We start from the raw sequence: 23,410 nt of genomic DNA on the forward strand, positions 1-23,410 counted from the left end.
GGCTGACCTGTTCATAAAGTGCTGTTCAGAACCCTTATATTTCCTCGGCGAACTCGACACCGGGGATTGCGCCAATGGCACCAATCAGGGACGGGCCCACTTTATAATTCTCTTCAAGCTCGATCTCGGCCATGCGGCCGTCATCACAGACCGATGACAGCGTTACCAGGCCACGCCCCTTGCCCGCCTGCTCAAGCAGTTCACGGATTTCAGTGACGGGGTCCGGGCGGTTCAGGCGAATGCGAATGCCTTCGGCGGCGCCGGCAACGGCCTTTTCAAGGTCTTCGACACGCTGGCCCTGAATACGCAATTGTCCTTCGCGCATTTCAGCAGAAACATTGAGCAATACCGGACGCCCGGCGGTGATGATTTCCTTATAGGCGGCCCATGCTTCGGCCCAGAAGGCGACCTCGAAGCTGCCGGTCGGGTCGGAGAACATGACAAAGGCGAATTTCGAGCCGTTCTTTTTGGAAATCATCTCACGCGCGTTGATCAGGGTGCCGGCCAGACGAATGGTCCCCTTGTTCGAGGCACGCATACGCGCGGGCAGCTCCTTGATCGGGGCGATGCCGATGCGCTGGATGCTTTTGCCAAACGTATCCAGCGGATGGGCAGACAGATAGAAACCAATGGCCGAGAATTCCTCGGTCAGTTTTTCCATCGGCACCCAGTCACGATCATCGGGCAAGCGGATCTGATCCTTGCCAAAGCCACTACTGTCGCCAAACATCGAAATCTGATCATCGTTGCGCGCCTGCATTTCGCGCTGGGCTACCGCAATCACCTTATCGACATTTTCAAACATCACCTTGCGGTTCGATGCCAGGCAATCCAACGCCCCTGCGCGCACAAGGTTTTCCAGCAGACGTTTATTCACCGCGCGGCTGTCAATGCGTGATGCGAAATCGGTGATGTCCTTGAACGGGCCGTTGGCTTCGCGTTCGGCAACAAGGCTTTCCATCGCGGCGTCGCCCACATTTCGCACAGCAGCCAGTGCGTAACGGATCTTGCGCACGCCATCATGGTTTTCAACCGAGAACGCCACCTGTGAATTATTCACGCAAGGTGGGAGAATTTCGATCTCAAGCCGCTCAACCTCTTGCTTGAACACCGCGAGTTTTTCGGTGTTGTGCATATCAAGCGTCATGAGAGCTGCCATGAACTCGACCGGGTAATTCGCCTTGAGATATGCCGTCTGATAGGCCACCAGCGCGTAGGCGGCCGCGTGCGATTTGTTAAAGCCGTAGGATGCGAACTTTGCGACCTGATCAAAGATATCGGATGCTTGCGCGCGGTCGACACCGTTCTTTTCGGAACCGTCGACAAATAGGCCACGCTGCTTTTCCATTTCCTCGGCGATTTTCTTACCCATCGCACGGCGCAACAGGTCAGCACCGCCAAGCGAGTAGCCCGCCATGATCTGGGCAAGCTGCATGACTTGCTCCTGATAGATCATGATGCCGTAGGTTTCTTCGAGGATCGGCTGCAACATCGGGTGCATGTAATCAGGTTCTTCCTGACCATGCTTACGCGCGATGTAATGCGGGATGTTATCCATCGGGCCCGGACGATAAAGCGCCACGACAGCGATAATATCTTCGAGTGTATCGGGCTTCAGGCCGCGCAGAACATCCTGCATGCCTTGCGATTCAAGCTGGAACACACCGACGGTTTCCGCCGCAGACAACAGCTTGAAGGCCGGTCGGTCATCAAGGGGAATTGCCCCGATATCAAAGTCTTGCGGGACATCTTTGCGAAGACGCATCAAATTGACGGCCTCGATAATCACTGTCAGCGTCTTAAGGCCCAAGAAGTCGAACTTCACCAGACCGGCATTTTCAACGAACTTCATGTTGAACTGCGTAACCGGCATGTCCGAACGCGGATCACGATAGAGCGGCACCAGTTCATCAAGATCGCGGTCACCGATCACCACCCCGGCGGCGTGGGTCGAGGAGTTACGATAAAGACCTTCGATCTGCATGGCGATGGACAGCAGACGATCAATGTCCGGGTCCTCGCGCGCAATGCGCCGCAGGTCCGGTTCCATATCAATCGCTTCCTTTAGCGGGATCGGCTTGGCCGGATCGCCGGGTATCATTTTACAGATCTTGTCGACATAGCCATACGGGATCGACAGAACACGCCCGACGTCACGCACGGCGGCCTTTGCCTGCAATTTACCGAAGGTAATGATCTGCGCAACGCGGTCATGACCGTATTTCTTTTGCACATACTCGATGACTTCACCGCGCCGGTCCTGACAGAAATCGACGTCAAAGTCAGGCATCGACACACGTTCCGGATTAAGGAAACGTTCGAACAGCAAGGAGAATCGCAGTGGATCAAGGTCGGTAATCAAGAGTGCATAGGCCACAAGCGAGCCCGCACCCGACCCACGGCCTGGCCCGACCGGAATTTCATGATCCTTCGCCCACTGGATGAAGTCGGCAACGATCAGGAAGTAACCCGGGAACCCCATCTGATTGATGATGCCAAGTTCATAATCCAAGCGTTCCCAATAGGGTTTGGCGATTTCTTCTTTTTCCGCGTCCGACATGTCATCGGTAAAGACGTGCTTCTCCAGACGACCTTTCAGGCCTTCTTCGGACATGTGGCGGAGTTCATCGACCTCGGTACGACCTTCGCCGCAATCAAATGGCGGCAGGATCGGATCGATTTTCTCAACGTGCCAGGAGCAACGTTTGGCGATCAAAAGCGTATTGTCGCAGGCCTCCGGGATATCGGCGAACAGATCGCGCATTTCAGCAGCCGATTTGAAGCGATGATCCGGGGTCAATTTCCAACGATCTTCCTGACCAACAACCGCCCCCTGCCCGACGCAGATAAATACGTCATGGGCTTCGTACATGTCGATTTTCGGGAAGTAACAGTTATTGGTCGCAACCAGCGGCACCTCATGGTCATAGGCAAGCTTGACCAGCCCCGGCTCAACCTGTTCTTCAAGCGGCTCACCGTGGCGCTGCAGCTCGATGTAAAGGCGATTACCAAAGATTTCCTTGAGCTCGGCAAGGCAGCTCTCGGCCTTTTCGACCTGTTCCTCGCCCAGCAAACGCGCCAACGGGCCGGTCGGGCCACCTGTCAGGCAGATGATATGTTCGCCATGCTCGCGGATATGCTGATAAAGCGCCTTGGGTTCGCTGCCGGCCTCGGACGTCATGTGGGCGCGTGAAACGATTTTCAGCAGGTTGAAATAGCCTTCCTTGTTCTGGGCAATCAGAACAAGGCGGTCGGGCATCGGTTCACGGGCGATCTTGCCAACGGCGGGTTTGTCACCATAGCGTTCCACGCCCATCTGCACGCCCAGAATCGGCTGAATGCCCGAACCGCTCAGCGCACCGGCAAAATCAAGCGCCCCGAACATGTTGTCGGTATCGGTCATTGCGACAGCGGGTTGGCCGTCGGCAGCACAGAGTTTGGCAAGCTCCTTGGTCGTGATTGCACCTTCGGCAAGCGAATAGTTGGTGTGTACACGAAGATGGACGAAACCATTTTCCATCGGAGCCAGACCTCTGAAATATAAGAAAAATGCAGGGTTCGCGCGCCCATCACGGACGCGCTAAAACCAGCTTAAAGAATTTTGATCGCTTAGGAAAGCTCGGCCGGGTCGAGTTCGATCAAATGGCCATCGCGCAGGGTGACCACACGATCCATCTGACGGGCGAGTTCCGGGTTATGGGTCGCAATCAGTGACGCAAGACCTGTTTCACGCACCAACGTCATCAACATACCAAACACGGTATCGGCCGTCTGCGGGTCAAGGTTGCCGGTCGGCTCATCAGCAAACAGAACATCGGGCACATTGGCCAGCGCACGGGCAATCGCCACACGCTGCTGTTCCCCGCCCGACAAGCGTGCCGGACGATGATCAGCACGGTTTTCAAGACCAAGGCAGCGCAGCAATTCAAGCCCGCGTTCTTCAGCCTCGGGCCGTTTCAGACCGTTGATCATTTGCGGCATGACGACGTTTTCAAGCGCTGAAAACTCCGGCAGCAAGTGATGGTACTGATAGACAAAGCCGATATGGCTACGGCGCATTTCAGTGCGCGCCAGATCGGACAAATCCGTGCTGCGTTTACCCCCAATCGACACCAAGCCACCATCAGGCTTTTCAAGCAACCCGGCAATCTGAAGCAGGGTTGATTTACCCGCACCTGACGGCCCGACAAGAGCGACGATTTCACCCTGATGTATTTCAAGATCAACCGATTTCAGGATTTCGAGCTGATCCGGGCCCTGATTGAAGATGCGGTCAATTTTTTCGAGGCGCAGCACGACTTTGCGTCCGCGTTCTTCGGCGGTCGTTTTCATGACATCACTCATAGCGCAGCGCCTCCACCGGATCGAGGCGCGATGCCCGCCATGCCGGATAAACCGTGGCAAGGAAGGACAGCGTCAGCGACATGATGCACACCATGACAACCTCGCCAACATCCATGTCGGCTGGCAACTGCGAGAGGAAATAAATCTCGGCATTGAACAGATCGGTGCCGGTCAGGCTCTGAATGAACTGACGGATATTTTCGATATTCAGACAGAACAGAACACCAATGATCAAACCGGAAATCGTGCCCAGCACCCCGATGGATGCACCAGCCAGGAAGAACACCTTCATGATCGACTGGCGGGTCGCCCCCATGGTGCGCAGGATGGCGATATCGCGCCCCTTGTCCTTTACCAGCATGACCATGCCCGAAATGATATTGAAGGCCGCGACCAGAATGATCAGCGTCAGGATCAGGAACATCACGTTACGCTCGACCTGAAGGGCGTTAAAGAACCCGGCATTGGATTGCTGCCAATTCACCAGACGCAGCGACTGCCCCGACAAGCTCGTGAGCAACTCATCCATCGTGTCATCAAGTGAACCGATATCATCCAGCATCACCTCGAAATGGGTAATTTGTTCCGGCAATCGGAAATAGGTCTGGGCCGCGCCCAGCGGCATGAAGATAAAGCCGCTGTCATATTCATACATGCCGATATCAAACAGGCCCGCCACGGTATATCCGCGCACACGCGGCACCGATCCAAACGCCGTCACATTGCCCTTGGGCGAAATCAGATTGACGGTATCGCCAACGCCAACGCCAAGCTTCATGGCCAGGCGTGCGCCCATGATTACGGTGTCTTCACCCTTGAAATTCTCAAGCGATCCGAAAACGATATTGTCCGCGATGGTTGCACGTTGTTTGACATCCTCGGGACGCATGCCGCGCACGATGGCACCGGATGCCCGCCCGTTTTTAGAGGCCATCACCTGCCCTTCGACCACGGGGACGGTCAGCGTGACATTGCCGTTGTTGGCAATCTCGTCTTCGATCTTGGCGTAATCGCCAATACCGCCATTACCCTGCGCATAGACAGAGATATGGCCATTCAGCCCGAGTATTCGGCCAAGCAGTTCCGCACGGAAACCATTCATTACCGACATGACAATGATGAGTGTCGCGACACCCAGCATGATGCCAAGCAACGAAAAGATGGCGATGACGGAAACAAAGCCTTCCTGCCGACGTGGACGCAGGTAGCGAAAGGCCACCATACGCTCGAACGGACTGAACATGGGCAATCGATCCTTGTGGAAGCGGGTCAGGAAACCGGATTGGTTGGACAATAAAGACTTAGCAGCCAATCCGGAAATGGCAACGGGGCAGCACACGCCGCCCCGTTTGAATGCGTTTTAAGATCAGCCGTTGATCTGGTTAAGAGCCGCCTCAAAGGTGACTTCGGTTTTTTCACCCGATTTGCGGTTCTTGAGTTCAACAACACCGTTCTTAAGCCCCTTCGGGCCAATGACGATCTGCCAGGGCAGACCGATCAGATCCATGTCGGCAAACTTGCCACCGGCACGGATGTCGCGATCATCATAAAGAACCTCGATCCCGGCATTGTTCAGCTTGGCATAGGCATCTTCGCAGGCCGCATCGCACGCATCATCACCGGTACGCAGGTTGATCAGACCAACCTTGTAGGGTGCGACGGCTTCGGGCCAGATGATGCCGTTTTCGTCGTGGGATGCCTCGATCAGGGCACCGACAAGACGCGAAACACCAATACCATAAGACCCCATCTGAACCGGAACTTCGGTGCCATCCGGGCCGAGAACGGTCGCGCCCATCGGTTCGGAATATTTCGCACCGAAGTGGAAGATATGACCGACTTCGATGCCGCGCGTGGTGACAAGATCATCACCCAGTGCGGTAACCGCATCGTCGCTGGCGTCGTGCATTTCTTCGGTCGCGGCGTAGTCTTTCAGCGTACCCTGCACCCAGTTTTCAAGGCCAGTCCGATCATTAAGATCAACGCCCTTGCCGGTCAGGTCTTTTTCCAGCCACTTCTTGTCGCAGAAGACTTCACTTTCGCCGGTATCGGCCAGAATGATGAATTCGTGGCTGAGATCGCCGCCAATCGGGCCGGTATCGGCCACCATCGGGATCGCCTTGACACCCAGACGGGTGAAGGTCCGGCAATAGGCCAGAAAGATCTTGTTATAGGTGTGACGCGCGCTTTCGTAATCGATATCGAACGAGTAAGCGTCTTTCATGTAGAATTCGCGACCACGCATTACGCCAAAGCGCGGGCGGATCTCGTCACGGAATTTCCACTGGATATGATAGAGAAGCTGCGGCAGCTGCTTATAGGAACGCACATCCTTGCGGAAGATATCGGTGATCGCTTCTTCGTTGGTCGGACCAAACAGCATCTTGCGATCATGACGGTCGGTGATGCGCAGCATCTCAAGACCGTAATCATCATAACGACCACTTTCCTGCCACAGCTCTGCCGGCTGGATCGTCGGCATCAGCAGCTCGTTAAAGCCGATCTTGTCCTGTTCTTCGCGAACGATCTGTTCGATCTTTTTAAGAACACGGTGGCCGAGTGGCAGCCAGGAATAGATCCCTGCGGTGAGCTGGCGCACCATACCGGCGCGGAGCATCAGACGGTGGGACGCAATCTGAGCTTCCGAAGGGGTTTCCTTCAGGGTCGGCAGAAAGAACTGGGAAAGACGCATCAATGCCTCGTGATGATCAAATCTGAATATTTTAACCTTGCCCGGAAAATGCGACAGAGCAGCCCGAAACGCAAGCCGGAACTTGCTTTATATCACGCCTAGCCGGTTAGGGGGCAAAGATGGCGAAACTGCGATGCCGATCCCGACGCGCAAGGCCTGATCAGCGAAAGCCCGCCTTGCGGCACGCCTCAATCAATTCCGCGCTGTTGGCAGCATCCCCCAGCGGCTGGTCATTGAAGTAAATCTGCCCATTGCGATAGGTGATTTTACCAATGCTTTGTTCGCCGCTAACGCCATTGGGCACCGCAATCCCCGCATATTCAAAGAAGTCGATCGAAACCGGGAATTCGATTTCCTTGGGCAGGGATTTCAAAATATTGCTGCCGCCATTCAAATCGGCTGGCGCCACTTCATTGCCGCGCACATCCACACCCGGCTTATAGGCAACATCGTCATCGGGCACGTGGCTGAGCAATTCCTTGCACGCCGACCGAGACACTTTGATTGTCGGTGTCGGTGTCGGTGTCGGTGCCTCTGTCGATGCTGCAGCATCATCTGCAGCAAGGTCATCGGATGGTTCTGCTGCCGACGGGAACGGGGATTCGTCCTGTGCCTTTGCACCGGTGATTGGATGCGCCATCAGCACCAGGGCACCAACAGACGCCAATAGTCTGATTTTATGACCAAAACCGGGACGATAAATAGATTGGACCCATGAAAACTCGTGCATGTTTTAGCTTCGTCCTATCTGTGTGCGGTGCAGCAACGATTCATTTGTGAAGTTTGGTCAAAACATCTTGCATAAAAATGAAACATGTGGCTTCTTAGTCCTCCGCTAACGGCGTAAGATCGTTGCGGATGGCGTATCGCAGCCGCTCATAATATTGCGGGAGGCTTTGTTGCCAATAAGCATACAAGAAGCAGGCGCGACGTCGAAATAAAACCTGTGCTAGAAGCCCAGGTCTTGAGGAGGAAGTATAAAAAGATTACGGGAAAACAGCTATAAAAATAGCGTCTAAGCAAGATCCTTGTGATCTTGCTTTTTTTTTGGCCGTCTCCCTGTCCCGGTCCGGGAGCCATAATTTTTCTGCAGGGCTTGGCAGGCCTGAACGACAAAACCCCGCAACAATTTGTGCGGGGTTTTCTGTATCCGGGATTGTGCAAAATGCTTATTCCGGCGGGCGCACTTCGATCATGCCACTGGTAATCACGAACCAGGCCACCACCCACAGGATCGCCGAGATCAGGCTGGTGGCGAGGATCTTTTTCCACATATGCGGTTTTTCCGGCGCGCCACTGTCATGGCCGGGCTCGACATTTTCAACCCGCTTCACGCCAACCGGCAACACCATAAACAGAACCAACCACCAGATAACGATGTAAACAAGTAGTCCGGAAAACCAGTTCATGGGTGTCTCTTCGGGTTGGTGACGTGAATGATGTGGTCCGCAGACGATAGAAACGCCCGCCCCGTTTGGCAAGGCCGGACGCTGTGAGATGGGTCTCGCTCAGATCAGTGTTTGAATGGTACGTGATCAAACCTGTTCGAGTTCAACCAGCGTTCCGTTGAAATCCTTGGGATGCAGGAACAGGACCGGTTTGCCATGCGCCCCGATTTTGGGTTCGCCGTCGCCCAGAACGCGGGCACCGCTTTCCTGCAATTTGTCGCGGGCCGCCAGGATATCATCAACCTCGTAACAGACATGGTGAATGCCGCCAGAGGCGTTCTTTTCAAGGAAGCTTTTGATCGGGGAGTTTTCACCCAGCGGATAGAGCAGTTCAATCTTGGTGTTGGGCAGTTCGACAAAAACAACCGTCACGCCGTGATCGGGTTCGTCTTGCGGCTCCGAGACTTTTGCGCCCAGAACATCGCGATATTGCGCAATCCCGGCTTCAAGATCCGGCACGGCAATCGCAACGTGGTTCAGCCGTCCAATCATGGTGTTCACTCCTAATGTCTTCAATCTGCCCGATTGAGGTCAATCTAGGACGATCACGATCTTTTAGACAACTGCGCTTTTGGTCGAATGCGCGCGCTGGGCGATCAGCCGTTTTCCGTCACCCGGGCCAGATGGACTTCGATCAGCGGACGTTTGCCCATGCGTTGACGCACCGGACGTCGTAGCGCCTGACGGACCGCCAGAATGACAGCAGAATCATCGAGGACTTCTTCGTCATTGAGCTGATCAATGCGATTGCCGATTTCGGCGGCAAAATGATCCAGACGGGTGTCTTCTTCGGGTTCGTCAAACAGGCTGGGGGCCGTGATCATCGGATCATTGACCATTTCTCCAAACTGATTGAGCACGACAGTCACGAAGATCACGCCGTTCCAAACGATGCGATTGCGGTTGCGGAAGGTATCGGAATCGCGTTTGAGCAACCGGCCCCCATCAAGGGCGAGAATACCGGCCTCCGCCAGCCCAATGACGTGGGCATCGCCCGGTGACAGGCGAATGACCGTGCCATCATGCGGGATCACCTGTTCGGGGATCTGGCATTCTGCCCCAAGGGCCGCCTGTTCGCAGAGATGGCGGGTTTCACCATGGACCGGAACCAGGATTTTCGGACGGGTCAGCTGATACATGCGCGTCAAATCTTCGCGCCCCGGATGGCCCGAAACGTGGATCGGCTCATCACGCGCGGTAATGACCTTAACGCCACGGCGGATCAGCATATTCTGGATATAGCCGATGGACTTTTCATTGCCCGGAATTTCACGCGCCGAAAAGACAACTGTATCGCCCGGATCAAGTTCCACATTCGGGTGATCGCCCTTGGCAATGCGTGACAGTGCCGCACGCGGTTCACCCTGGGAGCCGGTACAGATCAAAAGCACCTGATCCTTGGGCACTTCCATGGCGTCTTCGTCGCTGAGCAGGTTCGGATAGCCCTTAAGATAGCCGACTTCACGGGCGGCTTCTGTGACGCGGTTCAGCGAACGACCGGCAAGGCCAACACAGCGGCCGTTTTCATGGGCGGCTTCGATCACCGACTGCACGCGCGCAACGTTGGTCGCAAAGCAGGCAACGGCAATGCGGCCTTGCGGATGTTCGGCAAACAGTTTCGACAGGTTTTGCGCGACTTCGCCCTCGGAGCCGGTTTTGCCTTCGGAAAACACATTGGTCGAATCACAGACCAGCGCCATCACGCCTTCATCGCCGAGTGCTTCGAGCTTTTTGACATCCGATGCCTCGCCAATCTGGGGGTCGGGATCGAACTTCCAGTCACCGGTATGAACGATCATCCCTTTTGGCGTGCGAATAGCCAGGGCGTTCGGCTCCAGGATCGAGTGCGTCATGGTGACGAATTCGATGTCAAAGCAGCCCAACTCAAACCGGCCACCCAGTTCGATCACATGGATCGGCACTTCATCGGCAAAATCGGTTTCAGACAGTTTGGCCTTCAGGAATTCCGCCGCGAACGGGGTCGCATAGATCGGGCATTTCAGGCGCGGCCATAGATAGGGCACCGCCCCCAGGTGATCTTCGTGCGCGTGAGTCAGGACAAGGCCAAGCAGCTTGTCCTTGCGTTCCTCGATAAAGGATGGATTGGGCATGACGACATCCACGCCCGGCAGGCCTTCCTCACCAAAGGAGACGCCCATATCGACCATCAGCCATTGATCGTCGTAGCCATAAAGGTTCAGGTTCATGCCGATTTCGCCGGAACCACCGAGCGGCACGAACAACACGTCATCTTTTGGCAAATACAAATCCACGAAGGGTATCCTTTGTTTTCGGCACGTTGATTAGGGCTAGAAGCGGGATAATCGTTCCCCTGCCCCGGCGCAAGTCTTTATCAGACCGGCTTGCCTGCCTTCTGACTGTTGCGACGATAAATCATCAACAGGCCCAGCATGGTCAGATCACCGTGCAGATATTCAATTTCATCAACTGCCTTGGTAAAGAGCGGCGCAAGACCGCCGGTTGCCACGACTTTAATATGGTCAAGATTTTGCTGTTTGCGAATGCGGGCCAGCAGGCCTTCGATCATCGAAACATAGCCCCAATAAACGCCGGACTGCATGGCTTCGACCGTGTTTTTGCCCACAACACTGCGCGGGGCCTCAATCGCGACCATCGGCAGCTGGGCAGCAGCCATATGCAGTGCCTTGATCGACAGGTTCACGCCCGGGGCAATCACACCGCCAAGGTAATCCCCGTTTTCATCGACCACGTCAAAAGTCGTCGCCGTGCCGAAATCAAGCACCACCAGCGGCCCACCAAACAGTTCATGGGCGGCAATCGCGTTGACAAGACGGTCAGCGCCGACCTCGCTCGGTCGGTCCATGATGACTTTCATGTCAAGATTGACCGCAGGATCACCCACCACCATCGGTTCGACATTGAAATAGCGGCGGCACAGGGTTTTCAGGCTGAATTCGGCCGCCGGCACCACGGTCGCGATAATCGCGCCAGTGATGGCGTCCACCGGAACGTCAGACAAGGTAAACAGATGGTGCAACCACACACCCAATTCATCGGCCGTACGTTCGGTCGTGGTCGAACAGCGCCACTGGCCCATGATGGTATCACCATCAAAAACCGCAAAGACGATGTTGGTGTTCCCGGCGTCAATCGCAAGCAACATGATGCTTACAAGCCTCCGCTACAAAGCAAGCTATGGGGTGATATCAGGCGGCAAAGAAAACTTCGCCAGCCCCGATGCGATGTTCGATACCGCTGTCTTCTCTTAGGATAAGTGAGCCATCATCATCAAGCCCGACGAAAGTTCCCTCGAGCTCGCGTTCGGTCAAACGCGCCACAACCGGTTTGCCAATACCGTACCCACGGGTCAGCCAGGCTTCACGGATGGGCGCAAACCCATCCTTTTCCCAGATCGGCAACCAGTGTGCCACACGCGCGATATAGGTCGAAACCAGATCATCGACCGATACCGGCGCGCCTAATGCTGCCAGCGAGGTTGCCGGGCGTTCGGAATCATCGGGGAAGAAGGCGACATTCACCCCTGCCCCGATCACGAGGTAATCGGTTGCCGATCCCTGATTGGACGCGCTTTCAAGCAGGATACCGCAAATCTTTCGGCCATTGACCATAAGATCATTGGGCCATTTGCAGTCCGGGCGAACCTTGCCACCGGTGACAGTTTCAACCGCCTCGGCCATGGCAACAGCGATCAGGAAGGTCAGTCGGGCAGCCTCAGCCAGCGAACAGGTCGGGCGCAGCAACAGCGAGGAATAGAGGTTCCCCACCGGTGAGGACCAGGCACGCCCCCGGCGACCGCGGCCCGATGTCTGGGTTCTGGCTAAAACAAGGGCGCCACTTTGGGCGCCCTTGTCAGCGAGGCGCTTGGCCTCTTCATTCGTGCTGTCGACCGCTTCCAGCTCATGAAGGGTGAAACCTTCGGGAAGACGGATCGTTCGCAATGTCATTCTTACATCCCAAACAGAGATGCCGCGGCAACAGATGCGCTATCCATCAGCGGGTTCGGGAAGAAGACGAAGGCCAGGATGATGATCGTGGCAACCGCCATGATGACATTCATCTCGGTGCCATTGCGATCAAAGCCTTCGACCGGCTCATCGAAATACATAACCTTGATGATACGCAGATAGTAATAGGCACTGACGACCGAGGTCACCAAACCGATCACTGCAAGCGTCACAAGACCGGAATCAACGGCTGCCTTGAAGACATAGAACTTACCAAAGAAGCCAGCAAGCGGCGGGATACCTGCCATCGAGAACATGAAGATCGCGGTGATCGCAGCCATCAGCGGCTTGGTTTTGGCAAGACCGGCAAGATCGGTGATTTCCTCGTTCATGCGGTCATTCCGACTCATGCAGAGGATAACCGCAAAGGTGCCGAGGTTCATGACAAGGTAAATGCCAAGATAAACCAGAACACCGGTTACACCTTCCTGGGTGCCTGCCGCCAGACCGACCAGGGCAAAACCAACGTGACCAATGGACGAATAGGCCATCAGACGTTTGATGTTTTCCTGACGGAGGGCTGCAAAGGAACCAACCACCATCGAGAGGATGGAGATCAGGACAATGATCTGCTGCCAGTCTTCAACAGCACCGCCGAACGGGCCGACGGCAACGCGGATGAACAGGGCCAGACCGGCAATCTTCGGGGCAACCGCGAAGAAGGACGTGACCGGGGTCGGCGCACCTTCATAGACGTCCGGGGTCCACATGTGGAACGGAACGGCGGAAACCTTGAAGCACAGACCGGCAAAGATGAATGCCAGACCAACCAGCGCACCAAGCGGCAGTTCACCACCAACAAGGGTATCGCCAAGAACGGTGAAGTTCGTGGTGCCGGTGAAGCCATAGACCATCGACATGCCATAGAGCAGGATGCCCGAGGCGATCGAACCAAGGATGAAGTATTTCAGACCCGATTCCGTCGAACGCACGGTGTCACGGCGGATGGCAGCGACAACATAAAGTGCAAGCGACTGCAGTTCGAGACCGAGATACAGCGACAGCATATCCGTTGCCGAAACCATCGCCATCATGCCGAGCGTGGCAAGGGTGATCAGGATCGGGAACTCGAAGCGTGCCATGTTTTCGCGCTCGGCAAAGTTCATGGTCATGATGATGCCGGTTGCAGAACCGATCAGGATCAGGACCTTGCAGAACTTGGCAAACGGATCAGCGCTGAACTGACCATAAAATGCCGAGCCCCCATCACCCATCACCACCAGAACGATGGCAACGATCTGGGCGGCAACAGCCAGCCAGGATACGGTGCGGAAGGCTTTGTCCTTGCCGGCGAAAACCCCAAGCATCAACAGCGCCAAGGCAGAAACTGCCATAAACATTTCGGGCAGCGCGGCCCCGAGGTTGAGCATAGAAACTCCCATGTTCATTCCCCTCAATTCGCAGCCAGCTGAGCGGCTTGTGCCGCGGCAGCCTGGGCCGTTTCGACCTGGTTGACGAGGTTCTCAACCGAGACATGCATGATGTCGAGGAAGGAGACCGGATAGACCCCCATCCACAGAACGATGATCACCAGCGGTGCAAAGATAATCCATTCACGCGGGCTCAGATCGAGGATGGTTTTCAGGTTCTCTTTGGTGAGTGCCCCGAAAATGATTCGGCGATAGAGATACAGCGCATAAGCCGCACCAAGGATCAGGCCGGTTGCCGCAAAGAATGCGACCCAAGTGTTGGCTTCGAACGCACCCAGAAGTGCGAGGATTTCACCAACGAACCCGCCCGTACCCGGCAGACCAACCGATGCCATGGTGAAGAACATGAAGATCAGTGCATAGCTCGGCATGCGATGAACCAGACCGCCATAAGCGTCGATTTCGCGGGTATGGATACGGTCATAGACCACACCGACACACAGGAAGAGTGCACCGGAAACCACACCGTGGCTGAGCATCTGGAAGATCGAGCCTTCGATACCATGCTGGTTAAAGGTAAAGGCGCCGACGGTCACGATACCCATATGGGCGACGGACGAATATGCAATCAGTTTTTTCATGTCCTGCTGCGCGAGTGCGACCAGGGACGTATAGATGATGGCAACAATCGACAGCGTGAAGACGAGCGGTGCGAAGGTTTCAGACGCCAGCGGCATCATCGGCAGCGAGAAACGCAGGAAACCGTAACCACCCATCTTCAAGAGCACGCCAGCCAGGATCACGGAACCAGCTGTTGGTGCCTCAACGTGGGCATCGGGCAACCAGGTATGGACCGGCCACATCGGCACCTTGACAGCGAACGATGCGAAGAAGGCCAGCCACAGCCACAGCTGCATATTATACTCGAAGCCGTATTCCATCAGGGTCGGGATATCGGTGGTGCCCGCTTCGAAATACATCGCAAGCAGTGCCACCAGCATCAGGACCGAGCCCAGCAGCGTATAGAGGAACAGCTTGAACGCGGCATAGACGCGACGCTGACCACCCCAGACGCCGATGATGATGAACATCGGGATCAGGACGCCTTCGAAGAAGAGATAGAACAGCAGACCGTCAAGGGCGCTGAACATACCGACCATCATCGTTTCAAGAACGAGGAAGGCGATCATGTATTCCTTCACGCGCTTCTGGATTGCTTCCCAGGCCGACAGGATACAGATCGGTGTCAGGAAGGTCGCCAGCAGGACGAAGAGAACGGAAATACCGTCAACGCCCATGTGATAGGAAATGTTCAGACCCGGCATCCAGTCCGCCTGCTCGACGAACTGGAAATCTGCGGTCGTTGCATCGAAGTTCACCCACAGCATCAAGGATACGAGGAAGGTGAACCCCGAGGTCCAAAGCGCAACCCAACGGGAATTGCGGGCAACAGTCGCCTCCTCACCGTTGATCAGCAGCAGCAGGGCTGCACCGACCAGCGGCAGGAAAGTGACGATCGAAAGAATTGGCCAATCACTCATTGCCCGTTAACCCATCTTCCAAATTGTGTAGGAGACCAGCGCCGCAATGCCGATCAGCATCGCAAATGCATAGTGATAAACGAAACCACTCTGAATGGCGCTGACGCGACGTGCGATGTTACGGCAAGCGGCTGCAACACCATCCGGACCGCAACCATCAATGATGGCACCATCCCCTGATTTCCAGAATCCATAGCCCAAAGCAAAGGCCGGCTTGACGAAAATCTTGTCATAGAGTTCGTCGAAGTACCATTTGTTCAGCGCGAAGCGGTAAACAGGGTTGAAGCTGTTTGCCAGCGTGCGCGGAAGTGTCGGTACCAGCTTGTACATGACAATCGCAAGCGACAGACCGGTGATCATGGCAACAAACGGTGCCCATTTCACCCAGCCCGGAACATGGTGTGCATGTTCAAGCGCCTGATGGCCCTCGGCTATGAAGAGTGCGCCGTTCCAGAAGGACAGCATTTCTTCATAGTCGCCGACACCGAACCAATCCGATGCAAACCAACCAGCGAAGATCGCACCAACGGTCAGGAACAGAAGCGGACCGGTCATGACAGCAGGGCTTTCATGCACGTGCGCCATGGTCCGTTCATCCGCGCGCGGAGCGCCGAAGAAGGTCAGGAAGATCAGACGCCAGCTGTAGAACGAGGTCATCAGAGCCGCCAGGATCCCTGCCCAGAACGCGTACATGCCAACACCGGTATGTGCCGCATAAGCACTTTCAAGGATAAGGTCCTTCGAATAGTAGCCTGCGAAGCCCGGAACACCGGTAATCGCCAGCGTACCAATCACCATGACAGCGAAGGTCAGCGGGATCATCTTGGCGATGCCGCCCATCTTGCGCATGTCCTGTTCATCGGACATGGCGTGGATGACCGAACCGGCACCAAGGAACAGAAGCGCCTTGAAGAAACCGTGCGTCATCAGGTGGAAGACACCCGCCGAATAAGCCGACACGCCGCAAGCAAAGAACATATAGCCCAGCTGCGAGCAGGTCGAATAGGCAATGACGCGTTTGATGTCGTTCTGAACACAGCCGATGGTCGCAGCGAAGAACGCCGTAGAGGCACCAACGATGGTCACGATCATCAGGGTCGTTTCAGCATATTCAAAGATCGGCGACAGACGCGCGACCATGAACACACCGGCCGTCACCATGGTTGCCGCGTGAATAAGTGCGGAAACCGGGGTCGGGCCTTCCATTGCGTCGGGAAGCCAAGTGTGCAGACCAAGCTGAGCCGATTTACCCATCGCGCCGATGAACAGCAGGAAGCAGGTAATCTCGAGTGCTGAGAACTCATGACCGAGGAACATCAGCGTCGCGCCCGCGACTTCTTCGGCATTGCCAAAAATGACGTCGAACTGAACGCTGTCGAACAGGACATAGACCGCAAAGATACCAAGGGCAAAGCCGAAGTCACCGACACGGTTAACGATGAAAGCTTTCATCGCAGCAGCCGAGGCAGACGGTTTGGAGTACCAGAAACCGATCAGAAGATACGATGCCAGACCAACGCCCTCCCAGCCGAAGAACAGCTGGATCAGGTTGTCGGCGGTAATCAGCATCAGCATCGCAAAGGTGAACAGGCTGAGATACGCCATGAAGCGCGGCTTGTCCGGATCATGCGACATATAGCCGATGGAATAGATGTGAACCATCGAGGACACGCCGGTCACAACGATCAGCATCACACAGGTCAGCGTATCAATACGCAGCGACCAGGATGCATCGAAGCTGCCCGAGGAAATCCAGGTAAACAGTTCAATCACAACCGGGTTGCCACCCAAGGCAACATCGACAAAGGCAAAGATCGAAATCACAAACGCAATCACGACACCGGCAACGGTGATCAGCTGTGCCACGCGATCGGCCGAGGACGCACCATGATGGTGATGGCCGTGGCTGTCATGCGGGGCATCTTTGGCTGCCGACATGCCGCCGACCAGCGTGATGACGCCAGCAAGGATTGCCGCGATCAGGGGCAGGAATACAATCAACGGATACATATCTGCCTTACCCCTTCATCATGTTGATGTCTTCAACCGCGATGGTGCCGCGGTTACGGAAATAGACGACCAGGATCGCCAGACCAATTGCTGCTTCAGCCGCGGCAACCGTCAGAACGAAGATGGTAAAGACCTGTCCGACGAGGTCGCCGAGGAACGACGAGAACGCGACCAGATTGATATTGACCGCCAGCAGCATCAGCTCGATCGACATCATGATGATGATGACGTTCTTGCGGTTCATGAAGATGCCGAAGATCCCGAGTGTGAAAAGGATCGCCGCGACGGTCAGATAATGTGCAAGACCGATTTCCATCAGATCCCCCTTCCGACCGGAACTTTTTTGACTTCAAGCGTTTCAGCGCGGGTACGCTTGATCTGCTCGGAGATTTTCTGACGACGGACACCATCACGGTGACGCAGTGTCAGGACAATTGCGCCAATCATCGCAACAAGCAGAACCAGACCAGCCGCCTGGAAGATGTATGCGTAATCGGTGTAGATCAGTTGACCGAGTGCTTCGACGTTGGTCAGCCCTGCCGGTGTTGGCTGCGCGATAACCGCGACGGCCTCATCGGTCAGGGTCCAGCCAGCGCCAACCAGTGCCAGTTCGACGAACAGAACGACCGCGATCAGAATGCCGATCGGCAGGTAGTTCAGGAAGCCCTGACGCATCTCGACAAAGTTGATGTCGAGCATCATGACGACGAACAAGAACAGGACTGCAACCGCGCCGACATAGACGACGACGAGCAGCATGGCGAGAAACTCGGCACCCAGCAGGACGAAAAGTCCGGCTGCGTTAAAGAATGTCAAGATCAGCAACAGTACCGAATGCACCGGGTTGCGAACGGTCACAACCGCAGTCGCGGACAAAACCGCGACGGTAGCAAACAGGTAAAAAGCCAAAGCCTGTACGACCATAAGGTACCCCCTTGGCGAACCGTTGTTGCCCCAATGGCTTACAACGGCCCATGAACTCTCTTTCTAACGATCAGACGCGACACTTACCGATAAGGTGCGTCTGCCTCCAATCGTGCAGCAAGCTCGGCTTCCCAACGCTCGCCGTTTGCCAGGAGTTTGTCCTTGTCATAGAACAGCTCCTCGCGGTTTTCGGTTGCGAACTCGAAGTTCGGACCTTCGACGATGGCATCCACCGGGCAGGCTTCTTCGCAGAAGCCACAGTAAATGCATTTCGTCATATCAATGTCGTAACGCGTGGTACGACGCGAACCGTCATCGCGCGGCTCGACCTCAATGGTGATGGCCTGTGCCGGGCAAATGGCTTCGCAAAGTTTACAGGCGATGCAACGCTCTTCCCCGTTCGGGTAACGGCGCAGTGCGTGTTCGCCACGGAAACGCGGGCTCAGCGGGCCTTTTTCGTACGGGTAGTTGATCGTCACCTTGGGCTTGAACATGTACTTCAAGGTGAGCGCCATTCCCGAAACGAGTTCCGCGAGCAGGAAGCTCCGGGCCGTCCGATCTATAAATGACATCGTTTACCTCTCTCTTTCCGATGCGCGGCGATCAGGCCGGGACCTTGTCAAAAACAACGAGGAACGTGGCAACCAGCATGACCCAGGCGAATGACAGCGGCAGGAAGATTTTCCAGCCCAGACGCATCAGTTGGTCATAGCGGTAACGCGGGAAGGTTGCACGGACCCACAGGAAGATGAACAGAACCAAGCAGATCTTGAGAATGAACCAGATTGCGCCCGGGATGAATTCAAGGAACGGCAACGGCGCGCTCCAGCCCCCCAGGAACAGAACAGCGCACAGGCCGCTCATCAGGATCATGTTGGCGTATTCACCAAGGAAGAACAGCGCAAAGGTCATTGCCGAATAGTCGACGTTATAACCCGAGACCAGTTCGGCTTCCGCTTCGGGAAGGTCAAACGGTGCGCGGTTGGTTTCTGCCAGAATGGATACGATGAAGACGATGAACATCGGGAAGTGATACAGGAAGTTCCACTCCCAGATACCACCGACCTGTCCGCGGACAATGTCGCTGAGGTTCAGCGAGCCGGTCGTCAGCAGGACCGAGATGATGATCAGGCCAATCGAAATCTCGTAGGACACCATCTGGGCGCCGGAACGCAGCGCACCAAGGAAGGCGTATTTGGAGTTCGATGCCCAACCGGCCATCACGATACCGTACACACCCAGCGAAGAAATCGCGAAGATGTAAAGAATACCGACATTCAGATCGGCGAGAACCATGCCTTCGTCGAACGGAATAACCGCCCAGGCGATGATTGCCAGAATAAAGGTCAGCATCGGAGCGATAATGAACACGCCCTTGTTCGCGCTGCTCGGAATGATTGTTTCTTTTAGAAACAGTTTCAAACCATCGGCAAGCGGCTGCAGCAGCCCAAACGGCCCCACAACGTTCGGGCCCTTACGGAGCTGAATAGCACCGATAACCTTACGCTCGGCGTAGGTCAGATAGGCGACAGCACCCAGCAGCGGCAGGACAATCGCCAGAATTTTGGCGACGATCCAGACGAGCGGTTCAATATATCCGTCCCAAAGAAGTTCCATCGGTCAAACCGTATCTTTTGCGTTTCGTCCCAAAATTGGGACACCCCCTTGCGGGATGAGCGACGATCAGATCGTCGCTCCCCTTACTCAGGCAACCTTCTCGGCAGCCGCATCCTTGACAAAGGCCTCAGTACATTTGGCCATCGTCACCGATGCACGGCTGATCGGGTCGGTCATATAGAAATTGCGAACCGGCGATACGAAGCCATCGGACTTCATGTCGCCTGCCTTGCCGAAATCGGTCCATTCCGCCTTGGTCGGAACATTCAGCGACGCGAAGGTCGGGCTGAGTTCCACCATGCGTTCACGAACAGCATCGATATTGTTGTATGGCAGGGTCAGATCGAGCGCACCGGAAAGTGCACGGACAATCGCCCAGTCCTCACGCGCGTCACCAACCGGGAAGATCGCACGCCAGCCCTGCTGGGCGCGGCCTTCGGTGTTGACGTACGTTCCGTTCTTTTCGGTGTAAGCAGCACCTGGCAGGATCACGTCTGCGGCCTGTGCACCGGCATCGCCCATCGCACCCTGGTAAATGACAAATGCCTTTTCCAGTTTGCTCATGTCGACTTCGTCAGCACCCAGAAGGTAGACAACCTCGATATCGCCTTTGGCAGCGCCATCAAGAATGTCGTTGGTCGCAAGGCCGCCCTCACCCGGCACGAAGCCAAGATCAAGACCACCAACACGCGATGCCGCAGTATGCAGAACGTTAAAGCCGTTCCATTCACCGGCAACCATGCCGAATTTCTCGGCAATTGCGCGGGTCGCAGCGAGAACTGCCTCACCGTCTTCACGGCTGAGCGCGCCCATACCGACAATGATCATCGGCTTTTCAGCAGCTTCGAGAACCTTGGCGAAGTCGTTCTTGCCATCCAGAACTTCCTGGAGGGTGTCCGGACCGGCACCGAGATAATCGTTCTTGTAGGTCGGATCCCACTGTTCACCAATGATGCCGACTTTGAAATCGCCAGCCGTCGAACGCCAGCGCTTGCGCAGGCGGGAATTGATGATCGGCGCTTCGGCACGCACATTGGCACCGACGATCAGGCAGGCATCTGCCTCGTCAATGCCGGCAATGGTGCTGTTGAAGAGATAGGAAGCACGCGGGCCACCGATCTTCGAGCCGTCCTGACGACAATCAAGGTTCACAGAACCCAGCTTGCCCATCAGATCTTTCAGTGCCGTCATCGATTCACAATCGACCGTGTCACCGGCAAGTGCGGCAATCTTTTTGCCATCAAGCCCGGAAACCTTCGCCTTGATTGCAGCGAATGCTTCGTCCCAGCTTGCCGGCTGGAGCTTGCCATCCTTGCGAACATAGGGACGGTCAAGGCGCTGACGCTTCAGGCCGTCAATGGCGTAACGGGTTTTGTCCGAAATCCATTCTTCGTTGATGTCTTCGTGGGTCCGCGGCAGAACGCGCAGCACTTCGGACGTACGGGCATCGATACGAATATTGGATCCAACGGCATCCATAACATCGACGCTGTCAGTTTTCTTGAGCTCCCACGGACGCGCGGTGAACGCATACGGCTTGGAGGTCAATGCACCGACCGGGCACAGGTCAACCAGGTTGCCCGACAGTTCGGAGTTGATCGACGCTTCGATATACGGTCCGACTTCGGTGTCTTCACCGCGATAGACAGCACCCATGGTGCCGACACCGGCGACTTCTTCGGAGAAGCGAACGCAACGGGTGCAGTGAATGCAACGGGTCATGATCGTTTTGACGATCGGGCCCAGTTCCTTGTCCTTCACGGCACGCTTTTTCTCGGCGTAACGCGACGCGTCAAAACCATAGGCCATTGCCTGGTCCTGCAGGTCACATTCACCACCCTGGTCACAAATCGGGCAATCCAGCGGATGGTTGATCAGCAGGAATTCCATCACGCCATTGCGTGCTTTCTTGACCAGATCGGAATCGGTTTTGATCACCATTCCATCTGCCGCTGGCATGGCACAGGATGCGACCGGTTTCGGCGCACGTTCCATTTCCACCAGGCACATACGGCAGTTACCGGCGATTGACAGGCGTTCGTGATAGCAGAAACGCGGGATTTCCTTACCGGCCTCTTCACAGGCCTGAAGGACTGTCGCCCCGGCTTCTACTTCAACTTCAATACCGTCAACTGTTAGTTTCGGCATGTCTCAATCCCTCTCAACAGGCCTCTCTCAGGCCGCGATCCGTGCGCGATATTCCTTGATCCGACGTTCCATTTCGGGACGGAAGTGACGGATAAGGCCCTGAATTGGCCATGCAGCTGCATCGCCAAGCGCACAAATGGTGTGGCCTTCGACCTGTTTGGTCACATCCCACAACAGATCAATCTCATCGAGCGTGGCTTCGCCGCGAACCATGCGCGTCATCATACGCATCATCCAGCCGGTACCTTCACGGCACGGCGTGCACTGACCACAGCTTTCGTGTTTGTAGAATTCCGACAGACGCGCGATCGCGTAGACAATGTCAGTCGACTTGTCCATGACGATCACAGCCGCCGTACCAAGACCCGAGCCCACTTCACGCAGACCATCGAAGTCCATCAGAACGTCGTCGCAGACGTCTTTTGGCATCAACGGAACAGAAGAACCGCCCGGGATCACCGCAAGAAGGTTGTCCCAGCCGCCACGCACGCCGCCGCAATGCTTTTCGATCAGTTCCTTGAGCGGAATGCTCATGGCTTCTTCGACCGTGCACGGCTTTTCAACGTGACCGGAAATGGCAAACAGCTTGGTACCGTGGTTGTTTTCACGGCCAAAGCTTGAGAACCACGAACCGCCGCGACGCAGAATGGTCGGAACAGCGGCAATCGATTCAACGTTGTTCACCGTGGTCGGGCAACCATACAGACCGGCGTTGGCCGGGAATGGCGGCTTCAGACGCGGCTGACCTTTTTTACCTTCAAGGCTTTCGATCAGGGCGGTTTCTTCGCCACAGATGTATGCGCCAGCACCAAGGTGCAAGTAAATGTCAAAATCCCAACCCGAACCGCAGGCATTTTTGCCCACCAGACCGGCTTCATAGGCCTGGTCGATGGCAATCTGCAGGTTGGACGCCTCGTGATAGAACTCACCGCGGATATAAATATATGCCGCATGGGCGTTCATCGCGAAGCTGGCCAACAGGCAACCTTCGATCAGGGTGTGCGGATCATTACGCATGATCTCGCGGTCTTTACAGGTGCCCGGCTCCCCTTCGTCGGCATTCACCACGAGGTAGCTCGGACGACCATCAGATTCCTTGGGCATGAAGGACCATTTCAGGCCGGTCGGGAAGCCAGCGCCCCCACGACCACGCATACCGGATGCTTTCATCTCATCGATGATCCAGTCGCGGCCCTTTTCGATCAATGCCTTGGTACCATCCCAGTTACCACGGGACTGCGCGCCTTTGAGGCCGAAATCCTGGAAACCATACAGGTTGGTAAAGATACGATCCTTATCCTGCAGCATA

At 55.7% G+C, this 23,410-nt stretch carries 19 protein-coding genes; all 19 read right to left on the reverse strand.

What is annotated here, in order from left to right; all coding sequences use genetic code 11:
- Positions 1-34: 34 nt before the first annotated feature.
- On the reverse strand, positions 35-3,520 hold the full coding sequence (gene dnaE, locus ACXAIA_RS08640) for a DNA polymerase III subunit alpha (protein ID WP_475348975.1): 3,486 nt from the start codon (positions 3,518-3,520) through the stop codon (positions 35-37).
- A gap of 89 nt (positions 3,521-3,609) precedes the next feature.
- Positions 3,610-4,344 (reverse strand): ABC transporter ATP-binding protein, encoded by a 735-nt coding sequence (locus tag ACXAIA_RS08645; protein WP_475348976.1) that lies wholly within the window; start codon positions 4,342-4,344, stop codon positions 3,610-3,612.
- Entirely contained in the window at positions 4,337-5,587 is a 1,251-nt protein-coding gene (locus tag ACXAIA_RS08650) for a lipoprotein-releasing ABC transporter permease subunit (protein WP_475348977.1), read from the reverse strand. The genes ACXAIA_RS08645 and ACXAIA_RS08650 overlap by 8 nt, the downstream gene beginning before the upstream one ends.
- Positions 5,588-5,710: 123 nt before the next feature.
- A complete protein-coding gene (gene proS, locus ACXAIA_RS08655; protein WP_475348978.1) occupies positions 5,711-7,036 on the reverse strand; it encodes a proline--tRNA ligase in 1,326 nt (441 codons plus the stop codon).
- A gap of 160 nt (positions 7,037-7,196) precedes the next feature.
- Positions 7,197-7,676, reverse strand: a complete 480-nt coding sequence (locus ACXAIA_RS08660; protein WP_475348979.1) for a hypothetical protein — start codon at positions 7,674-7,676, stop codon at positions 7,197-7,199.
- A 529-nt stretch (positions 7,677-8,205) separates the two neighbouring features.
- Positions 8,206-8,445, reverse strand: a complete 240-nt coding sequence (locus ACXAIA_RS08665) for a DUF1467 family protein (RefSeq protein ID WP_475345838.1) — start codon at positions 8,443-8,445, stop codon at positions 8,206-8,208.
- Positions 8,446-8,571: 126 nt separating this feature from the next.
- Positions 8,572-8,976 (reverse strand): methylmalonyl-CoA epimerase, encoded by a 405-nt coding sequence (mce, locus tag ACXAIA_RS08670; protein WP_475348980.1) that lies wholly within the window; start codon positions 8,974-8,976, stop codon positions 8,572-8,574.
- 104 nt (positions 8,977-9,080) lie between these two features.
- Positions 9,081-10,757: a ribonuclease J gene (locus ACXAIA_RS08675; protein ID WP_475348981.1), complete on the reverse strand. Its 1,677-nt coding sequence runs from the start codon at positions 10,755-10,757 to the stop codon at positions 9,081-9,083.
- 80 nt (positions 10,758-10,837) lie between these two features.
- Positions 10,838-11,629: a type III pantothenate kinase gene (locus ACXAIA_RS08680; protein WP_475345835.1), complete on the reverse strand. Its 792-nt coding sequence runs from the start codon at positions 11,627-11,629 to the stop codon at positions 10,838-10,840.
- 43 nt (positions 11,630-11,672) lie between these two features.
- Positions 11,673-12,431, reverse strand: coding sequence for a biotin--[acetyl-CoA-carboxylase] ligase (locus tag ACXAIA_RS08685; protein WP_475348982.1), 759 nt, complete (start codon positions 12,429-12,431; stop codon positions 11,673-11,675).
- A 2-nt stretch (positions 12,432-12,433) separates the two neighbouring features.
- Positions 12,434-13,873 carry an NADH-quinone oxidoreductase subunit NuoN gene (gene nuoN, locus ACXAIA_RS08690; protein WP_475348983.1) on the reverse strand — a complete coding sequence of 480 codons (1,440 nt, stop codon included), beginning with the start codon at positions 13,871-13,873 and terminating at the stop codon, positions 12,434-12,436.
- Positions 13,874-13,884: 11 nt separating this feature from the next.
- On the reverse strand, positions 13,885-15,402 hold the full coding sequence (locus ACXAIA_RS08695) for an NADH-quinone oxidoreductase subunit M (RefSeq protein WP_475345832.1): 1,518 nt from the start codon (positions 15,400-15,402) through the stop codon (positions 13,885-13,887).
- Between the two features lie 6 nt (positions 15,403-15,408).
- Entirely contained in the window at positions 15,409-17,412 is a 2,004-nt protein-coding gene (nuoL, locus tag ACXAIA_RS08700) for an NADH-quinone oxidoreductase subunit L (RefSeq protein ID WP_475348984.1), read from the reverse strand.
- A gap of 7 nt (positions 17,413-17,419) precedes the next feature.
- Positions 17,420-17,728, reverse strand: coding sequence for an NADH-quinone oxidoreductase subunit NuoK (gene nuoK, locus ACXAIA_RS08705; protein WP_007089416.1), 309 nt, complete (start codon positions 17,726-17,728; stop codon positions 17,420-17,422).
- A complete protein-coding gene (locus ACXAIA_RS08710; RefSeq protein ID WP_475345830.1) occupies positions 17,728-18,336 on the reverse strand; it encodes an NADH-quinone oxidoreductase subunit J in 609 nt (202 codons plus the stop codon). Before ACXAIA_RS08710 ends, nuoK begins: the two co-directional genes overlap by 1 nt.
- Before the next feature lie 83 nt (positions 18,337-18,419).
- Positions 18,420-18,908 (reverse strand): NADH-quinone oxidoreductase subunit NuoI, encoded by a 489-nt coding sequence (gene nuoI, locus ACXAIA_RS08715; protein ID WP_044826786.1) that lies wholly within the window; start codon positions 18,906-18,908, stop codon positions 18,420-18,422.
- A gap of 31 nt (positions 18,909-18,939) precedes the next feature.
- Positions 18,940-19,953 carry an NADH-quinone oxidoreductase subunit NuoH gene (gene nuoH, locus ACXAIA_RS08720; protein ID WP_475345829.1) on the reverse strand — a complete coding sequence of 338 codons (1,014 nt, stop codon included), beginning with the start codon at positions 19,951-19,953 and terminating at the stop codon, positions 18,940-18,942.
- Between the two features lie 87 nt (positions 19,954-20,040).
- On the reverse strand, positions 20,041-22,101 hold the full coding sequence (nuoG, locus tag ACXAIA_RS08725; protein WP_475348985.1) for an NADH-quinone oxidoreductase subunit NuoG: 2,061 nt from the start codon (positions 22,099-22,101) through the stop codon (positions 20,041-20,043).
- 27 nt (positions 22,102-22,128) lie between these two features.
- A complete protein-coding gene (gene nuoF / locus ACXAIA_RS08730; RefSeq protein WP_062955238.1) occupies positions 22,129-23,409 on the reverse strand; it encodes an NADH-quinone oxidoreductase subunit NuoF in 1,281 nt (426 codons plus the stop codon).
- Between the last annotated feature and the right edge of the window lies 1 nt (position 23,410).

The sequence above is a fragment of the Thalassospira sp. ABL2_045 genome (assembly GCF_056161285.1).

Excerpts from the sequence above, each read along its gene's own strand:
- ACXAIA_RS08685 (WP_475348982.1), bottom strand. The coding sequence starts at position 12,431 with ATGACATTGCGAACGATCCGTCTTCCCGAAGGTTTCACCCTTCATGAG.
- ACXAIA_RS08660 (WP_475348979.1), bottom strand. The coding sequence starts at position 7,676 with ATGGCGCATCCAATCACCGGTGCAAAGGCACAGGACGAATCCCCGTTC.
- dnaE (WP_475348975.1), bottom strand. The coding sequence starts at position 3,520 with ATGGAAAATGGTTTCGTCCATCTTCGTGTACACACCAACTATTCGCTT.
- ACXAIA_RS08665 (WP_475345838.1), bottom strand. The coding sequence starts at position 8,445 with ATGAACTGGTTTTCCGGACTACTTGTTTACATCGTTATCTGGTGGTTG.
- nuoG (WP_475348985.1), bottom strand. The coding sequence starts at position 22,101 with ATGCCGAAACTAACAGTTGACGGTATTGAAGTTGAAGTAGAAGCCGGG.
- nuoI (WP_044826786.1), bottom strand. The coding sequence starts at position 18,908 with ATGTCATTTATAGATCGGACGGCCCGGAGCTTCCTGCTCGCGGAACTC.
- nuoF (WP_062955238.1), bottom strand. The coding sequence starts at position 23,409 with ATGCTGCAGGATAAGGATCGTATCTTTACCAACCTGTATGGTTTCCAG.
- ACXAIA_RS08645 (WP_475348976.1), bottom strand. The coding sequence starts at position 4,344 with ATGAGTGATGTCATGAAAACGACCGCCGAAGAACGCGGACGCAAAGTC.
- ACXAIA_RS08680 (WP_475345835.1), bottom strand. The coding sequence starts at position 11,629 with ATGTTGCTTGCGATTGACGCCGGGAACACCAACATCGTCTTTGCGGTT.
- mce (WP_475348980.1), bottom strand. The coding sequence starts at position 8,976 with ATGATTGGACGGCTGAACCACGTTGCGATTGCCGTGCCGGATCTTGAA.
- nuoH (WP_475345829.1), bottom strand. The coding sequence starts at position 19,953 with ATGGAACTTCTTTGGGACGGATATATTGAACCGCTCGTCTGGATCGTC.
- ACXAIA_RS08695 (WP_475345832.1), bottom strand. The coding sequence starts at position 15,402 with ATGAGTGATTGGCCAATTCTTTCGATCGTCACTTTCCTGCCGCTGGTC.
- nuoN (WP_475348983.1), bottom strand. The coding sequence starts at position 13,873 with ATGGGAGTTTCTATGCTCAACCTCGGGGCCGCGCTGCCCGAAATGTTT.
- nuoK (WP_007089416.1), bottom strand. The coding sequence starts at position 17,728 with ATGGAAATCGGTCTTGCACATTATCTGACCGTCGCGGCGATCCTTTTC.
- ACXAIA_RS08710 (WP_475345830.1), bottom strand. The coding sequence starts at position 18,336 with ATGGTCGTACAGGCTTTGGCTTTTTACCTGTTTGCTACCGTCGCGGTT.
- ACXAIA_RS08650 (WP_475348977.1), bottom strand. The coding sequence starts at position 5,587 with ATGTTCAGTCCGTTCGAGCGTATGGTGGCCTTTCGCTACCTGCGTCCA.
- proS (WP_475348978.1), bottom strand. The coding sequence starts at position 7,036 with ATGCGTCTTTCCCAGTTCTTTCTGCCGACCCTGAAGGAAACCCCTTCG.
- nuoL (WP_475348984.1), bottom strand. The coding sequence starts at position 17,412 with ATGTATCCGTTGATTGTATTCCTGCCCCTGATCGCGGCAATCCTTGCT.